Source organism: Saccharothrix hoggarensis, from assembly GCF_042678885.1.
In the GTDB taxonomy this organism is placed as follows: Bacteria; Actinomycetota; Actinomycetes; order Mycobacteriales; family Pseudonocardiaceae; genus Actinosynnema; species Actinosynnema hoggarensis.
On sequence record NZ_JBHTLK010000067.1, the window covers coordinates 1 to 15,624 of the forward strand.

General features: G+C 71.9%; 16 protein-coding genes and 1 pseudogene. 4 read left to right on the plus strand and 13 right to left on the minus strand.

Translation table 11 applies throughout. From position 1 onward, the window contains the following. From ACFQ3T_RS15315 to ruvC, 5 genes and pseudogenes are all read right to left on the minus strand, one after another. A pseudogene (locus ACFQ3T_RS15315) lies at positions 1–478 on the minus strand (protein translocase subunit SecD); the annotation flags it as partial. A gap of 140 nt (positions 479–618) precedes the next feature. Continuing rightward, complete coding sequence (yajC, locus tag ACFQ3T_RS15320) at positions 619–969, minus strand: preprotein translocase subunit YajC (RefSeq protein WP_380723948.1); 351 nt, start codon at positions 967–969, stop codon at positions 619–621. Positions 970–1,072: 103 nt separating this feature from the next. Further along, positions 1,073–2,137, minus strand: coding sequence for a Holliday junction branch migration DNA helicase RuvB (gene ruvB, locus ACFQ3T_RS15325; RefSeq protein WP_380723925.1), 1,065 nt, complete (start codon positions 2,135–2,137; stop codon positions 1,073–1,075). Further along, entirely contained in the window at positions 2,134–2,724 is a 591-nt protein-coding gene (gene ruvA, locus ACFQ3T_RS15330; RefSeq protein ID WP_380723926.1) for a Holliday junction branch migration protein RuvA, read from the minus strand. The genes ruvB and ruvA overlap by 4 nt, the downstream gene beginning before the upstream one ends. Beyond that, the gene (gene ruvC / locus ACFQ3T_RS15335; protein ID WP_380723927.1) at positions 2,721–3,347 is read right to left on the minus strand and encodes a crossover junction endodeoxyribonuclease RuvC; all 627 of its coding nucleotides are present in this window, start codon (positions 3,345–3,347) and stop codon (positions 2,721–2,723) included. The genes ruvA and ruvC overlap by 4 nt, the downstream gene beginning before the upstream one ends. A gap of 197 nt (positions 3,348–3,544) precedes the next feature. Here ruvC and ACFQ3T_RS15340 point away from each other — a divergent pair, with 197 nt between their 5' ends. After that, complete coding sequence (locus ACFQ3T_RS15340) at positions 3,545–5,068, plus strand: diguanylate cyclase domain-containing protein (protein ID WP_380723928.1); 1,524 nt, start codon at positions 3,545–3,547, stop codon at positions 5,066–5,068. A 29-nt stretch (positions 5,069–5,097) separates the two neighbouring features. Beyond that, positions 5,098–5,544 (plus strand): cupin domain-containing protein, encoded by a 447-nt coding sequence (locus ACFQ3T_RS15345; RefSeq protein WP_380723949.1) that lies wholly within the window; start codon positions 5,098–5,100, stop codon positions 5,542–5,544. Positions 5,545–5,551: 7 nt separating this feature from the next. Here the strand turns inward: ACFQ3T_RS15345 and ACFQ3T_RS15350 are convergent, their stop codons facing one another. Further along, positions 5,552–6,076, minus strand: coding sequence for a DinB family protein (locus ACFQ3T_RS15350; RefSeq protein ID WP_380723929.1), 525 nt, complete (start codon positions 6,074–6,076; stop codon positions 5,552–5,554). Between the two features lie 114 nt (positions 6,077–6,190). On the opposite strand from ACFQ3T_RS15350, the gene ACFQ3T_RS15355 reads away from it, so the two are divergent. Further along, positions 6,191–7,264 (plus strand): ATP-dependent DNA ligase, encoded by a 1,074-nt coding sequence (locus ACFQ3T_RS15355; protein WP_380723930.1) that lies wholly within the window; start codon positions 6,191–6,193, stop codon positions 7,262–7,264. Between the two features lie 22 nt (positions 7,265–7,286). On the opposite strand, the gene ACFQ3T_RS15360 is transcribed toward ACFQ3T_RS15355, so the two are convergent. From ACFQ3T_RS15360 to ACFQ3T_RS15375, 4 genes are all read right to left on the minus strand, one after another. Next, the gene (locus tag ACFQ3T_RS15360) at positions 7,287–7,508 is read right to left on the minus strand and encodes a hypothetical protein (RefSeq protein ID WP_380723931.1); all 222 of its coding nucleotides are present in this window, start codon (positions 7,506–7,508) and stop codon (positions 7,287–7,289) included. Between the two features lie 107 nt (positions 7,509–7,615). Beyond that, entirely contained in the window at positions 7,616–8,230 is a 615-nt protein-coding gene (locus ACFQ3T_RS15365; protein ID WP_380723932.1) for a uracil-DNA glycosylase, read from the minus strand. Positions 8,231–8,323: 93 nt separating this feature from the next. Beyond that, positions 8,324–8,860, minus strand: a complete 537-nt coding sequence (locus ACFQ3T_RS15370; RefSeq protein ID WP_380723933.1) for a DUF305 domain-containing protein — start codon at positions 8,858–8,860, stop codon at positions 8,324–8,326. Continuing rightward, entirely contained in the window at positions 8,857–9,786 is a 930-nt protein-coding gene (locus tag ACFQ3T_RS15375) for a DUF1996 domain-containing protein (protein WP_380723934.1), read from the minus strand. The genes ACFQ3T_RS15370 and ACFQ3T_RS15375 overlap by 4 nt, the downstream gene beginning before the upstream one ends. Positions 9,787–9,970: 184 nt before the next feature. On the opposite strand from ACFQ3T_RS15375, the gene ACFQ3T_RS15380 reads away from it, so the two are divergent. After that, a complete protein-coding gene (locus ACFQ3T_RS15380; RefSeq protein WP_380723935.1) occupies positions 9,971–12,106 on the plus strand; it encodes a discoidin domain-containing protein in 2,136 nt (711 codons plus the stop codon). A 56-nt stretch (positions 12,107–12,162) separates the two neighbouring features. Here the strand turns inward: ACFQ3T_RS15380 and ACFQ3T_RS15385 are convergent, their stop codons facing one another. From ACFQ3T_RS15385 to ACFQ3T_RS15395, 3 genes are read right to left on the minus strand one after another with little or no spacing between them, the layout of a single operon-like run. Then, complete coding sequence (locus tag ACFQ3T_RS15385) at positions 12,163–13,566, minus strand: GH1 family beta-glucosidase (RefSeq protein ID WP_380723950.1); 1,404 nt, start codon at positions 13,564–13,566, stop codon at positions 12,163–12,165. Positions 13,567–13,621: 55 nt separating this feature from the next. Then, on the minus strand, positions 13,622–14,629 hold the full coding sequence (locus tag ACFQ3T_RS15390; protein WP_380723936.1) for an ABC transporter ATP-binding protein: 1,008 nt from the start codon (positions 14,627–14,629) through the stop codon (positions 13,622–13,624). Then, positions 14,626–15,621, minus strand: coding sequence for an ABC transporter permease (locus ACFQ3T_RS15395; RefSeq protein ID WP_380723937.1), 996 nt, complete (start codon positions 15,619–15,621; stop codon positions 14,626–14,628). The genes ACFQ3T_RS15390 and ACFQ3T_RS15395 overlap by 4 nt, the downstream gene beginning before the upstream one ends. Between the last annotated feature and the right edge of the window lie 3 nt (positions 15,622–15,624).

Here is a 15,624-nt window from a genome sequence, read left to right on the forward strand (position 1 = left end):
CCGCGGACTCCGTCGGCGTGGCGCTGCCGCTCGCGGGCGGCGTGGCCGAGCCCGAGGTGGGCGGCGCGCTCTCCGACGGCGGCGCGGGCTGCGCGTTCGGCAGCGGCGAGCCGATGACCTTGCGGAAGTTCAGCTTCGCCGTCTGACCGAGGCGCTTGGCGCCCTCGCTGTCCGAACCGGGGACCGTGATCACCAGGTTGGTGCCGTCCCGGACGACCTCCGCGCCGAGCACGCCCAGACCGTTCACGCGGGTCTCGATGAGCGTGCGGGCCTGGTTGAGGGCTTCCTCGGTCGGCGCCTGACCATCAGGAGCCCGGGCGGTCAGCGTGACACGCGTGCCACCCTGGAGGTCGATTCCGAGCTTGGGTGTCGGCTGGCGGTTCCCGGTGAGAAACACCAGGGAGTACAGCGCGACCACGATGAGGACAAATGCGCCCAGGTACTTCGCGGGGCGGATTTGCCCGGCCGGAGGTGCCACGGTCCGTCCGTCTCCTGATAGTTGACAAGGTCAGCGAGGGCGCAGCGTACCCCTGATGGTGTGAGCTGCGCGTCACTGCCTGGAGTCGGCACGTTCACAGTTGCCGGCTCCAGGCGAGGGGTCCGCTGGCGGGGGTTCGGTTACTTCTTGCTCTCCTGCTGCACGGGCTCGGCGACGACGGTCTCGTCGGCGGCGTCGTCCACGTCGTCCACGACCGCGTCGGTCTCGGTGTCGACGACGACCTTCTCGCGGATCGCCTGGCGCAGCCAGGTGGTGATGACGCCGTCGGCGATCTCCAGGTCGATCGTGGTGTCGTCGCTGGAGTCGGCCACCGTCGCGTACAGCCCGGAGGTGGTCATGACCCGGTCACCCGGCTCCAGGGACTTCAGCAACGCCTGCTGTTCGGCGACCGCGCGCTTCTGCTTGCGGGCGCTGAGGAACAGCGGCACCGCGAGCAGCACGAGCAGCAGCGGGAACATCAAGGAGGACAGGTCCATCATTCTCCGATCAACCGGACGGGCGGACGCGATCAGCGCCCGGTACGTCCGAATTTCTGGGGTGCCGCCCCCGATTGTGCCAGGTGAGTAATCCCGATCACTCGGTGGCGTCGTCGAACAACGACCGCGTGGCCTCGCCGGGCGCGCGGGCGGGCGGCTGGAGCCCCAGGTGCAGCCAGGCGGTGGCGGTGGCGACCCGGCCGCGCGGCGTGCGGGCGAGCATCCCGGCGCGCACCAGGTAGGGCTCGCAGACCTCCTCGACCGTGGTCGGCTCCTCACCCACCGCGACGGCCAGGGTGGACACGCCGACCGGTCCCCCGCCGAACGACCGGACCAACGCGTCCAGGACCGCGCGGTCCAGCCGGTCGAGGCCCAACTCGTCCACGTCGTAGACCTTCAGGGCGTCGCGCGCGACGTCGAGGGTGACCGCGCCGTCCGCGCGGACCTCTGCGTAGTCCCGAACCCGGCGCAGCAGCCGGTTGGCGATGCGGGGCGTGCCCCGGGAGCGGCCCGCGATCTCGCGGCCGCCGTCCTCGCGGAGGTCGACGCCGAGGATCTTGGCGGACCGGCGCAGGATCAGCTCCAACTCCTCCGGGCTGTAGAACTCCATGTGCCCGGTGAAGCCGAACCGGTCGCGCAGCGGGCCGGTGAGCGCGCCGGACCGGGTGGTGGCGCCGACCAGCGTGAACGGGGCGATGTCGAGCGGGATGCTGGTCGCGCCGGGCCCCTTGCCGACGACCACGTCGACCCGGAAGTCCTCCATCGCGAGGTACAGCATCTCCTCGGCGGGCCGGGCCATCCGGTGGATCTCGTCGATGAACAGGACGTCGCCCTCGACCAGGTTGGACAGCATCGCGGCGAGGTCGCCCGCGCGTTCGAGGGCGGGGCCGGAGGTGATGCGCAGGGACGCGCCCAGCTCGGCCGCGATGATCATGGCGAGGCTGGTCTTGCCCAGGCCGGGCGGGCCGGACAGCAGCACGTGGTCCGGGGGCGCGCCGCGTTGCAGGGCGCCCTGGAGGACGAGTTCGAGCTGTTCGCGGACCTTGGGCTGGCCGACGAACTCGTGCAGGTCCTTGGGGCGGAGGGTGGACTCGACGTCCCGCTCGGTGGGGTCGGGCAGCGGGTTGAGGGTGTCGTCGTCCTGGTGGTCGTCGAAGTTCATCGCTTGCGACCCAGCGCGGCCAGGGAGCGGCGGAGGACCTCGGAGGTGCCGAGCGCGCCGTCGGCGGCCAGCACGGCGTCCACGGCCTGCTCGGCCTGCTTGGCCGGGAAGCCGAGGCCGAGCAGCGCCTCGGCGACCTGCGTGCGGACCACGCCGGCGCCGCTCTCCGCGCTGGGCGCGGCCTGGAGCTGACCCACCTTGTCCCGCAGCTCGATGATCAGGCGCTCGGCGCCCTTGCGGCCGATGCCGGGCACCTGCGTCAGCACGGTGATGTTGCCCTCGGCGAGCGCGGCGCGCAGCTTGTCCGGCTCCAGCACGGCCAGCGTCGCCAGGGCGAGCCGCGGGCCGATCCCGGACACCGTCTGCAGCAGCCCGAACAGCTCCCGCGCCTCGGCGTCGGCGAACCCGAACAGGGTCAGCGAGTCCTCGCGCACGACGAGCGCCGTGGCGAGCTGGGTCTCCTCGCCGCGGCGCAGGGTGGCCAGCGTGGCGGGGGTGGCCTGCACGGCGAAGCCGACGCCGCCGACCTCGACGACGACGTGGTCGAGCCCGATGGACGACACCTGCCCGCGCAGCGACGAGATCACTGACCTTCACCTCCGGTCTTGGCGGCCTTCGACGGCCCGGTCCTGGCGGCCGGTGGGGCCGACAGCCGGACACTGGCCTGCGCCAGTCTCGCGCGGTGCGTCCGGGCGATCTCAGCCGCCCTCGCCTGCGCCTCCTCCAGGCGCGACCGCATGGGCGCGCGCCACAGGTGGCAGATGGCCAGCGCGAGGGCGTCGGCGGCGTCGGCGGGCTTGGGCGCGGTCTTGAGCCCGAGGAGCTTCGTCACCATGGCGGTGACCTGCGCCTTGTCCGCGCGGCCCGAGCCGGTGACGGCGGCCTTCACCTCGCTGGGCGTGTGGAAGACGACCGGCAGGTCGCGGCGCGCGGCCGACAGCGCCACCACCCCGCCCGCCTGCGCGGTGCCCATCGCGGTGCGCACGTTGTGCTGGCTGAACACCCGCTCGATGGCCACCACCTGCGGCTCGTACCGGTCCAGCCACCGCTCGACGGCGTCGGACAGCTGGAGCAGCCGCACGGCGAGGTCCGCGTCCGCGGGCGTGCGCACCACGTCGACGGCCACCGGCCGCACCGCGCGGCCGGGACCGCCGTCGACCACCCCGAACCCGCACCGGGTCAAGCCGGGGTCGACTCCGAACACGCGCACGCTGGTCCCCTCAGCCGCCGACGAACACCCGTTCGAACTTTAGAGGGTTGACGAGGGGGAATCCGTCAGGACACGCGCACGGCGCGGTGAGGGCGCACCGTGACGGTGGGAGACCCCCCGATCGACACAGCGTCACGGAGGTCACTACAGTGGCTCGGTCAACTGATCGACACCAGTCGGGGCATAAGCGGGGTGCCATGACCCTGAGGCGGTTCGGCATCATCACGGGTGCCGTCTGCGCTCTGGTCTTCGGCATCGTCTGCCTCGTCGTCTCCGGCGTCCTCGACCGGCCCACGTCCGTGGCCGTCGACAAGTTCACCCAGTTGCTCGCCGCGACCGCCGCGATGGTGTCGTACTGGCGGGCGGCCCGGCAGCGGACGGGCGTGGCCCGGCGGTGGCGGCTGTGGATGGCCGCCGCGATGGCGTTCCTGGTCGTCGGCCTGGCGGTGTGGATCTGGGGCCAGGTGATCCTGGGCGTGACGCTGCCGTCGTCGACGCTCGCGCCGATCGGCTTCATGCTCGTGCCCGTCCTCACGCTGTGCGCGATCGTCGTGCTGTCGCACGGCGGGTCCGGCACGCTGCCCGGCCACCGCAGCAGGCTCGTGGTGGCGCTGGACGGCCTGATCGTCGTCGGGTCGCTGTTCGTGCTCACGTGGGTGTCGCTGCTGGAGTCGATGGTGCGCGCGTGGGCCACCTCGGGGCCCGGCTTCGCGACCGTCGTGGCGCACCCGGCGCTGTACCTGGTGATGCTGATCGTGCTGCTGGTGTCGTCGTGGACGCACCGGTCGGTGCGCCAGCTGCCGGTGCTGTTCATCGCGCTGGCGGGCATCGCGCAGTCCGCGTCCGGCTGGGTGTTCGCGTACCTGGTGAGCAAGGGCGCGACGGCCATCCCCACGGCCGCCGACATCGGGTTCATGGTGTGCCCGGCGTTGTTCTTCCTCAGCGCCATCGCGCCGGGCGGCGCCGCGCGGGAGCGGGTCGGGTCGACCCGGCTGCGCGCCGGCGAGCTGCTGCACCTGCTGGTGCCGTACCTGCCGATGCTGGTCACGGGCCTGTTCATCGTCGTCGGCACGGCGACGGGCGTGCGGCTCAACCCGCTGGAGATCTACGTCGGGCTCGGCGTGGTGCTGCTGGTGATCGCGCGGCAGCTGCTGACGCTGATCGACAACGTGCGGCTGCTGGAGCAGCTGCGGGACAGCCGGGAGCGGCTGCGGCACCAGGCGTACCACGACCCGCTGACCGGGGTGGCGAACCGCGCGCTGTTCCGGGAGCGGCTGGACGCGGCGCTGGCCGGCACGTCGCCGGTGGTGGTGCTGTTCATCGACGTGGACGGCTTCAAGGACGTCAACGACAACTACGGGCACGCCGAGGGCGACGCGGTGCTGCGGATCGTGGCGGCGCGGTTGCAGTCGTGCGTGCGGTCGCAGGACGTCGTGGCGCGGCTGGGCGGCGACGAGTTCGGCGTGCTGGTCGACGGCTACCCGCAGCCGCCGGAGGAGATCGGGCGGCGGGTGCTGGAGGCGATGAGCGAGCCGCACCGGACGGCGACGGGCTCGCACGTGATCCGCGCGTCGATCGGCATCTCGCACCGCGAGGGGTTCGACCCGTCGCTGACCGCCGACGACCTGCTGGGCACGGCGGACGCGGCGATGTACACGGCCAAGCGGCTGGGCAAGGGGATGGTCGTGGTGCACGGGTCGGTCGAGGCGGAGATGTCGTGAGCCGGTCGGGCGGGAACGGGGGCCGCGGGATGGGCGCGGACGACGTCGTGGCGGCGTTGGGGCTGGTGGAGCTGCCGGTGGAGGGCGGGTGGTTCGGCCAGTCGTGGCGGTCCGCCGAGGCTTCCGCGATCCACTACCTGCTGCGGGAGGGCGAGTTCTCCGGCGTGCACAAGCTGGACCACCTGGAGGTCTACGCGCACCACCTCGGCGCGCCCCTGCGGATGCTGCTGCTGCACCCGGACGGCGCGGTGACCACGCCGGTGCTGGGGCCGGACCTCGGAGCCGGGCAGCGCCCCCAGGTCGTGGTGCCCGCCGGGGTGTGGCAGGCGAGCGAACCGGACGGCGGGTGGTCGCTGGTCGGCACGGTGGTGGTGCCGCCCTACACCGACGACGTCGTCACGTTCGGCGAGGCCGACACCCTCGCCCCCCGGTACCCCTCGCACGCCGACCTGATCCGCCGGCTGTGCCGCCGCTGACCACCGGTCAGCCCATGGTCCGCTGACCGTCGACCGTCTCGCGGATGATGTCGGCGTGGCCCGCGTGCTGCGACGTCTCGGCGATCAGGTGCAGCACGACGCGGCGGACGGTCCAGCTCGCGCCCGGCTCGAACCAGGGCGCCACCGGCAGCGGGTGGGCGGTGTTCAGGTCGAGGTCCGCGAGCAGCCGCTCGGTGGTGGCGGCCGTCTCCTCGTAGGACTCCAGCAGGCCTTCCAGCGTCTCGTCCTCCAGCATGCGGAAGCCGTTCTCCCAGTCCGCCGGGTCGCTCTCCATCAGCTCCGCGCCGCCGACCGCGAAGCGCATCCAGCCGATCTCCGTGTCGCGGACGTGCTTGATCAGCCCGCCGAGGGACAGCGCGCTGGCGGTCGGGGTCTGCCGCGCCTGCTCGTCGGTGAGGCCGCGGACGGTGAAGCGGAGGAAGTCGCGGTGCCTGGCGAGCGCGGTCAGCAGGTCCGTCAGCTCCGGGGAGGCGGTGCGGGCGGCGTCGACGGTGGTGGCGGTGGCGTTCATGGGTTCCTGCCTTCCGTTTCGGTGTTGAGGCAACCGTAGAACCTATTGCGGACAGGTTCGGTCCTTGATTCGCATCCACGGTGAAAAACGTCGGCTCGACCTACGCTCGGCGGCGTGGACCTCCCCGTGATGCCACCCGTGCGGCCGATGCTCGCCAAGGCCGTCCACTCGGTGCCGCGCGAGCCCGGCCTGGTGTTCGAGCCGAAGTGGGACGGCTTCCGCTGCGTCGTGTTCCGCGACGGCGCCGAGCTCGAACTCGGCTCGCGCAACGACCGGCCGCTGACCAGGTACTTCCCCGAGGTGGTCGAGGTGCTGGCGGCGGGCCTGCCGCCCCGGTGCGTGGTGGACGGCGAGATCGTCATCGTCACGCCCGAGGGGTTGAGCTTCGACCTGCTCCAGCTGCGGCTGCACCCGGCCGCGTCACGGGTGCGCAAGCTCGCCGTCGACACGCCCGCCGGGTTCGTCGCCTTCGACCTGCTCGCCCTGGACGACCGCGACCTCACCGGCACGCCGTTCGCGGAACGCCGCCGGCTGCTCGAAGGGGCGCTGCGCGACGTGCCGGGCCTGTACCTGACGCCCGCCACGGACGACCCGGACGTCGCCCAGGACTGGTTCACCCGGTTCGAGGGCGCCGGGTTCGACGGCGTGGTGGCCAAGCGCACCGACCTGCCGTACGAGCAGGACAAGCGGGTGATGTGGAAGGTGAAGCACGAGCGCACCGCCGACTGCGTGGTCGCCGGGTACCGGCCGCACAAGGACGGCGAGGGCGTCGGGTCGCTGCTGCTCGGGCTGTTCGACGACGCGGGCGCGCTGCACCACGTCGGCGTGGCCAGCAGCTTCACCGCCGCGCGGCGCCGTGAGCTGGTGGACGAGCTGGCGCCGTACCGGGAGCGCGCGCTGGACGGCCACCCGTGGGCGGAGTGGGCCGGCGTCGACGCGGCCACGCCCGGCGCGCAGAGCCGCTGGAACCCGACCAAGACGTTGACGTGGGAGCCGCTGCGACCGGAACTGGTGGTTGAGGTGCGGTACGAGCACCTGCAGGCGCGCCGGTTCCGGCACACGAGCAGGCTCGTCCGCTTCCGACCGGACCGCACGCCCGGGTCGTGCACCTACGCGCAGCTCGAAGAGGTCGCGCCGGCGGAGCTGATGGAGGTGTTCTCGCCGCCGGCGGGCCGGGAACGGCCTTAGCCCGTCGTCAGCGCCCGTGCGTTCAGGCCGTGGCCAGGAGGGCCATCCCGTCGGCCGTCAGGCGTGCCGGGCCCGACTGGGACGCGATGAGACCCGCGCGAGCCAGGCGCGGGCCGACGAACTGGTCGCAGCAGCCGATCCCGTCGACCAGCAACGTGCCGGCGGCGTACACGCAGCGGCCTTCCGCGACGGCGCGGAGCACGGCGCGGTCCCTGTGGGTGATGGGCGTGGTGGTCGTGGTCATGGCCGTCTCCTTCCGTGCGGGTGTCTCTACCCGTACGACGAAGGAGACTGCCGGGATTCGACACGTCCCGGGAGGAAGGCCGCGGTACCGGTCCCCACTCCGTCGACTCAGTCCTTCACCGCCTCGGCGGCCTGCCGGAAGGCGTCCACGAGCTGCGGCCACCGGCCCGCCCGGTCGCGGTTGATGGACAGCGGCGACGGGTGCGGGGCGTTGGACACCTTCAGCTTGTGGCCCCGGCCGGACAGGGTCCAGCCGGTGCCCGCGGGCCTGCCCAGCACGACGACGGCCTTGAGGCTCGTCAGCATCCGCAGCAGCTCCACCAGGTACGGCACCGCCGCCCGCAGCTCCGCGGGCGTCGGCGCGCGGTTCGACAGGTACCAGGGCACCACGTTCCAGTTCAGGCACACCCGCCGCGACAGCCCGGCCTCCGCCATCGCGGTGAACACGTTGGCGGCCGTCGGGTCGTCGTTGTCGAGGGAGTTGAAGCCGGAGCCGGTGGTCGACGCCGACGCCGGCCCCGGCGACTCCAGCAGCAGCAGGACCTTGGCGTTGACGCCGCCGCTCGCGGGGTCGAACAGCGGCACGTCGGCCTTGCGCTCGGTGGCGACGCGCCGGGCGAACTCCGTCAGCTTCGCCAGGTGCGGCGCGGTGAGGAGGGCCTTCTTCCGCGCGACGACCACGGGGTTGCGGTGTGCCCTCGGGGTGGAGGGGAAGACGTCCATGGTTGGCAAGCGTTCCGGCACGGACCTGGGCCGACCATCCGCCGTCCGGGGGGCGCCGCGATCTCAGCCGAAAGAGGTTCGGGGTCGGCGGGATCACGGGTCGGTCACCGCGGCGAGTTCCGCCGACTGCGCGGCGCGGGCGGCGGCGATCGACGCCGCCAGGTCGCGGGTCTCCGGGTCGCCGCCGCTGTCCTGCTCGCCGCGCGCCAGCAAGGCCGCCTGGTCGAGGTGCTCGCGGAGCTTCACGGCCAGCGTCGACGGGTCGAGGCGGATCGCGGCCAGGTCGGCCTCGGAGACCAGGCCCGGCATCTGGTGGCCGGCGTGCGGGTTCGCGTCCGGGAGGCCCGCGCGGTCGCGCAACCGCCGCAGGTGGCCGAGTTCCTCCTCGTGGGACGCGCGCAGGTCGGCCGCGAACGGGGCCAGTGCGGGTGGCGCGACGTCGAGGGCGGGCAGGAGCTGTTCGTTCATCGGGATCATCAGCTGGATCCACGCCGTGTCGGTCGGGTTGAACGGGGACGACGACGGTGGCGGCGGGGAAGCCGGCGACGGGGACGCGCAGGCGGCCAGGAGCAGCAGGGCGCCACCCCAGAGCGCCCGGAAGCGCCCCGGGGTGGCCGAGGACAACGTCACCGCGGCAACCGGTAGTCCGGCCCGAGGGCGGCGCCCCGGTGCGGCTTGTACTGGTCGTAACCGCGCGGGTCGCACTGGAGCCCGCCGTTGACGCAGTGGCTGACGAGAGCCTGCAGCGTGGGACCGTCCCACGCGTTCATGAAGTCGTAGTGCCAGGTGTAGCCGCGCCCGCTGGACAGCCGCACGCGCGACATGTCACCGGACACGGGGAACGCCATCTTGAACTCCAGCATCGGCACGGGCACCGGGTGCGTGGACGGGCACACCAGCGTGGCCCGGTCCGGGTACGCCATGTGCGACTTGTGGTCCGCCGAGTCGAGGTCCCGGCCGTTCCAGCAACTCGGCGCCTGGTACCGGACGTTGAGCTGGGTGCCCGGCGGGCAGTACGACGGGAAGTCCCAGTTGTGCGCGCTGTTTCCGCACTCCCAGCCCTCGACCGCGCCGGGCGCGGTGCGGAACTGGTCCTGCGTCGCGGTCGGGCTGCCGACCACGAACCGGATGCCGGCCGGGAACGACCGGACCTCCTGGTACTTCAGGATTCCGGACTTGTAGTAGATGACCTGGGGGAAGTTGGGCGGGACGATCTGGTCGCCGTTGTAGAGCGACGGGAACCAGTAGGCGGACTTGTCGTCGGGGGTCCGGCAGTTGGTCTGGCCGGCCTTGAGCGAGTCGTTGGTGCTGCGCGCGTCCGTGGAGTGGTTGCCCAGGAACGTGTGCATGTGGGACGCGCCGGGAAGTCCCGGGAACACGATCGGGTCGTCCGGGCGGTGCGTGGTGACCGAGCAGTTGGCCTGGAACTCGTGGTGCGTGACCAGTTCGTCGGCCTGGGCCGACTGGCTCGCTGCCGAGTGGACCGCGACCGTCAAGGCGGTCGCGAGGAGGCCGACCGCGACGGTGGCGGTCAGCGCGCGGAGTTTTCGGGACACCTTTGTCCTCCTGCCGACGTGGGAACGTGGCTGGGAGAGCGCTCTCCCACATGAGGCTGCCCGCTGCCCGCAACGGTGTCAATAGGCGGGACGTTGACAGATCCGTAGTCCGCTCGTAACACTTCGAGCCGGGTTGAGAGAGCGCTCTCCCGCACTTCGACCCGACAATCCGGCAGGAGACGCCATGTACCGCCTCCGATCCGCCAGCACGGTGTTGGCCGCACTTCTGGGGTTCGCCCTGCTCATGGGGCTCGTCGTGGTCCCGGGCACGGCGACCGCGGCTCCCGTGCTGCTCTCCCAGGGCAAGCCGGCCACGGCGTCCTCGACCGAAGGCGCGGGCACCCCCGCGTCGGCGGCCGTCGACGGCAACGCCGGCACGCGCTGGGCCAGCGCCTGGAGCGACCCGCAGTGGTTGCGCGTCGACCTGGGCGCCACCTCGACCCTGAGCCGGGTCGAACTGGACTGGGAAGCGGCGTACGCCACGTCGTTCCAGATCCAGGTCTCCGCCGACGGCACCACGTGGACCCCGGTCCACACCACCACCGCCGGCACCGGCGGCAGGCAGGGCTTCGACGTCACCGGCAGCGGCCGGTACGTCCGCGTGCACGGCACCCAGCGCGCCAACGGCTACGGCTACTCCCTGTGGGAGTTCCGCGTCTACGGCACCCGGGGCACCACTCCCCCGCCCGGCACCGGCGTGCACGTCACCGGCTCGCAGGGCAACTGGCAGCTCACCGTCGACGGGAAGCCGTGGACCGTGAAGGGCCTCACCTGGGGCCCGCCCGCCGCCGACGCGGCCCGGCACATGCCGGAGCTGAAGTCCATGGGCGTCAACACCCTGCGCACCTGGGGCACCGACGCCACCACCAAACCGCTCCTCGACGCGGCCGCGGCCAACGGCCTGCGCGTCATGACGGGCTTCTGGCTGCAGCCCGGCGGCGGCCCCGGCTCCGGCGGCTGCGTCAACTACGTCACCGACGCCGGCTACAAGTCGGACATGCTCAACACCATCCGCCAGTGGGTCACGGCCTACAAGGACCACCCCGGCGTGCTGATGTGGAACGTGGGCAACGAGTCGATCCTCGGCCTGCAGAACTGCTACTCCGGCACGGAGCTGGAGAACCAGCGCGTCGCGTACGCCAAGTACGTCAACGAGGCCGCGCTGGCCATCAAGGCCATCGACACCAACCACCCCGTGACCAACACGGACGCGTGGACCGGCGCGTGGGTCTACCTCAAGGCCCACACCCCCGCGCTCGACGTGTACTCGGTCAACTCCTACGGCAACGTCTGCAAGGTCCGCCAGGACTGGGTCGACGGCGGCTACACCAAGCCGTACATCCTCACCGAAGCCGGCCCGGCCGGCGAGTGGGAGGTGCCGAACGACGTCAACGGCGTGCCCAGCGAGCCCACCGACGTGCAGAAGCGCGACGGCTACACCCAGGCGTGGAACTGCATCACCGGGCACACCGGGGTGTCGTTCGGCGGCACGCTGTTCCACTACGGCACCGAGTACGACTTCGGCGCGGTGTGGTTCAACCTGACGCCGGCGGGCAAGAAGCGGCTGTCGTTCTACGCGGTGCAGAAGGCGTTCGGCGGCGCGACGCCCGCCAACACCCCGCCGGTCATCACCGCGATGAACCTGCCGACCAGCGTCCCGGCGGGCGCGCAGCTGACCATCGACGTGGCCGCGAGCGACCCGAACGGCGACGCGATCGCGTGGTCGGCGGCGTTCAACAGCAAGTACATCGACAACAGCGGCGGTCTCACCAACACGCCCGTGCAGGTCAACGGCAACCGGCTGACGGTGACCGCGCCCGACCGGCTCGGCGTGTGGAAGGTGTACGTGATCGCCGAGGACGGCCGCGGCAACATCGGCATCGAGACCAAGTCGGTCCGGGTCGTCGCGCCGCAGCCGGCGGGCGTCAACGTGGCGCTGAACAAGGCCGTCACGGCGTCGTCCTACCAGCAGGTGGGCGACGGGGCGCCGTTCCCGCCGTCGAACGCCGTGGACGGCAACGCGAGCTCGCGCTGGGCCACCGACTGGGCCGACCCGCAGTGGCTGCGCGTCGACCTGGGCGCGCCGACGACGTTCCACCACGTGCAGCTGGTGTGGGAGGGCGCGTACGGCCGGGCGTACGAGATCCAGGTGTCCGACGACGGGGTGAACTGGCGGGCGGTGCACGGCACCACGACCGGCAACGGCGGCGTCGACTTGATCGACGTCACCGCGACCGCCCGGTACGTGCGGCTGCACGCCACCCAGCGCGGCACGGGATGGGGTTACTCGCTCTACGAGTTCGGCGTCTACCGGCGCTGATGTGACATGCGGAGGGGCCGGGGGGATGAACTCCCCCCGGCCCCTCGGCCGTCCGGTCAGCTGCCCTTGACGCGGCGGATCGTGTCCCGGTACCACAGCGCGCTGCTCTTCGGCGTGCGGACCTGGGTCTCGTAGTCCACGTGCACGAGCCCGAACCGCTTGTCGTAGCCGTAGGACCACTCGAAGTTGTCCATCAGCGACCAGGCGAAGTACCCGCGGACGTCGGCGCCCGCCGTGCGCGCCTTGGCGACCGCCGCGATGTGCGACTCCAGGTACGCGGTGCGGTCGTCGTCCCGGACGAACCCGGACTCGTCGGCCTCGTCGTCGAACGCCGCGCCGTTCTCCGTGATGACCATCGGCACGCCGGGGTACTCCTCGGCGATCTGCACCAGGAGCTTCGTGAAGCCCTCGGGCACGATCTCCCAGTCCATCGCGGTCACCGGGCGGCCGAACGTCACGGTGCGGTCGATCGGGAGGCCGTCGGCGTCGTGCGTGTTGCCCGCCTCGTCCACGCCGGAGAACTTGTGGCTGGAGTAGTAGTTCACGCCCAGCACGTCGATCGGCTGCCGGATGACCTCCAGGTCGCCGGGCTCGACCGGGATCTCCACGCCGCGCGCGGCCAGGTCCGCCACCACGTCGGCCGGGTACTGGCCGCGCACCAGCGGGTCGAGGTAGATGCGGCGGGACAGGCCGTCCGCGCGGCGGGCGGCCTCGCGGTCGGCCTCGCTGTCGGTGGCCGGGCTGGCGTGGCTCATGTTGAGCGTGATGCCGAACTCGGTCGCGGGCGGGGCCGCGGCGCGCATCCGCCGCATCGCCAGGCCGTGCCCGAGGAGCAGGTGGTGCACGGCGTGGATGGCCGCGCCGAAGTCCTGCCTGCCGGGCGCCTGGCGGCCCTCGTAGTAGCCGAGCATCGCCGAGCACCACGGCTCGTTGAGCGTGGTCCAGGTGCGGACCCGGTCGGACAGCGCGTCGAACACCAGCATCGAGTAGTCCGCGAACCGGTAGGCGGTGTCGCGGGCGGGCCAGCCGCCCGCGTCCTCCAGCTCCTGCGGCAGGTCCCAGTGGTACAGCGTCACCCAGGGATCGATGCCCTGGCCGAGCAGCTCGTCCACCAGCCGGTCGTAGAACGCCATGCCGGGCGCGTTGACCGGGCCCTTGCCGCCCGGCTGCACGCGCGGCCAGGCGACGGAGAACCGGTAGGTGTCCACGCCGAGCGAGCGGATCAGCGCGACGTCCTCGGGCATCCGGTGGTAGTGGTCGCACGCGACGTCGCCGTTGTCGCCGTTGTGCACCATGCCCGGCGTGCGGCAGTACGTGTCCCAGATGGACGGTCCGCGCCCGTCCTCGTCGTGCGCCCCCTCGATCTGGTACGCCGAGGTCGCCACGCCCCAGCGGAACGAGGCGGGCAGGGTGCCGATCGCGGGGTCGAGCCCGACGGTCGGCGCCGTGGTGTCGGTCAAACTTTCCACTGGGGAAACTCCTCTGGAGGTTCGGAACCCGTCGTGGTGGACGGGTTCAGAGCCCGTTGTCGTGGACGGGGTGCAGCAAGCAGGCCACGGTGCGGTCGGGCCCCTCGTGGTCACGGGGGACGCCGAGCACCGGCACCTCCACACCGCAGCGCTCCATTGCGTGCGGACAACGTGGGTGGAACGCGCAGCCCGAGGGCATCGCGCGCAGGTCCGGTGGTGAGCCGGGGATGCCGGTCAGCTCGCGCTTCGGCCCGCGCAGGGCCGGGAACGAGTTCAGCAACCCGTGGCTGTAGGGGTGCAACGGGTTCCGGTACAGCTCGGCGGAGTTCGCCTCCTCGACGATCCGCCCGCCGTACATGATCGCGATCCGGTCGGAGAACTCGACCAGGAGGGACAGGTCGTGGGTGATGAACACGACCGAGAACCCGAGCCGTTCGCGCAGTTCCACGAGCTGGCGCAGGATCTGCCGCTGCACCACCACGTCGAGGGCGGTGGTCGGCTCGTCCATGATGACGACCTTCGGCTCCAGCGCGAGCGCCATGCCGATCATCACGCGCTGCCGCATGCCGCCGGACAGCTGGTGCGGGTAGCTGTCCAGCCGGTCGGCGGAGATGCCGACCAGGTTCAGCAGCTCGCGGGCCCGAGCCAGCCGGGCGGCTTTGCTGCCTCCGGGGTCGTGCGCCTGGATCACGTCGGTGAGCTGGGTGGAGATGCGGTGCACCGGGTTGAGCGAGTTCATCGCGCCCTGGAACACGATCGCGGTCTCCGCCCAGCGGAACTTCCGCAGCTCCGCGTGGGTCATCCGGAGCACGTCGACCGGGGCGCCGCCGTCGGTGTGGTACAGCACCTCGCCGCTCGTGATCACGCCCGGCGGCGGCAGGAGCCTGGTGAGGCCGTAGGCCAACGTCGACTTGCCGCTGCCGCTCTCGCCCGCGAGGCCGAGCACCTCGCCCCGGTGGAGGGTGAGGTCGACGTCGCGGATGGCGTGGACGGCCTCGTCACCCAGGCCGTAGTCCACGTTGAGGCCGCGGATCTCCAGCACCGCGTCGGTCACGGTGTCTCCCTTCCCTGCGCGGGCCCGGCTTTCGTGGCGAGCACCGGCGTGAAGCCGACGCGCATCCGGACCGTGTGGCCGTCGGCGGTCTTGACGTCGGTCTTGCCGCCGCCGCGCAGTCGCGGGCTGACGAACTCGTCGATGCCGAAGTTCACCAGCGACAGCGCGGTGCCCAGCAGCGCGATGGCCAGGCCCGCGGGCACGAACCACCACCACGCGCCCTGCCCGAGGGCCTGCTGGCTCTGGGCCCAGTACAGGACCGTGCCCCAGTTCCAGTCGCCGCCCGCGCCGATGCCGATGAACGCCAGCGTGATCTCCAGGGTCACCGCGAAGATGACCGTGCCGACGAAGCCGGACGCGATGACGGCGGTGAGGTTGGGCATGATCTCGAACAGGATGATCCGCCACGTCTTCTCACCGGTCGCGCGCGCGGCCTCGATGTAGTCGCGCCCGCGCAACGACAGCGTTTGCGCCCGCAGCACGCGGGCGCCCCAGGCCCACGAGGTCAGGCCGATGACCAGCGCGATGGTCATCGTCCCGGTCTCCGGCAGGGTGGACGTGATGATGATCATCAGCGGCAGCGCCGGGAGCACCAGGAACACGTTCGACAGCGCGGAGAGCACTTCGCTGCCGGCGCCGGCCAGGTAGCCGGACGTGACGCCGACCAGGATCGACAGGATCGTCGCCACGAGGCCCGCGACGAACCCGACGACCATGACGCTGCGCGTGCCGACCACGATCTGGCTGAAGATGTCCTGGCCGAGGTGGGTGGTGCCGAACCAGTGCGCGGCCGACGGCCCCTGGAGCAGGTCGTTGCTGCGCTCCGACGGGTTGTACGGCGCGATCCACGGCCCGATGATCGCGAGCAGGGTGAAGAAGCCCAGGACGACCAGACCGGTGGTCGCCTTGGGGTTGGCCACGAACCGCAGCCGGCGGCGCTTCACGGGCGCGGCGACCGGGGTCGCGGTCCCGGTGGTGGGTACGACGGTCACTGC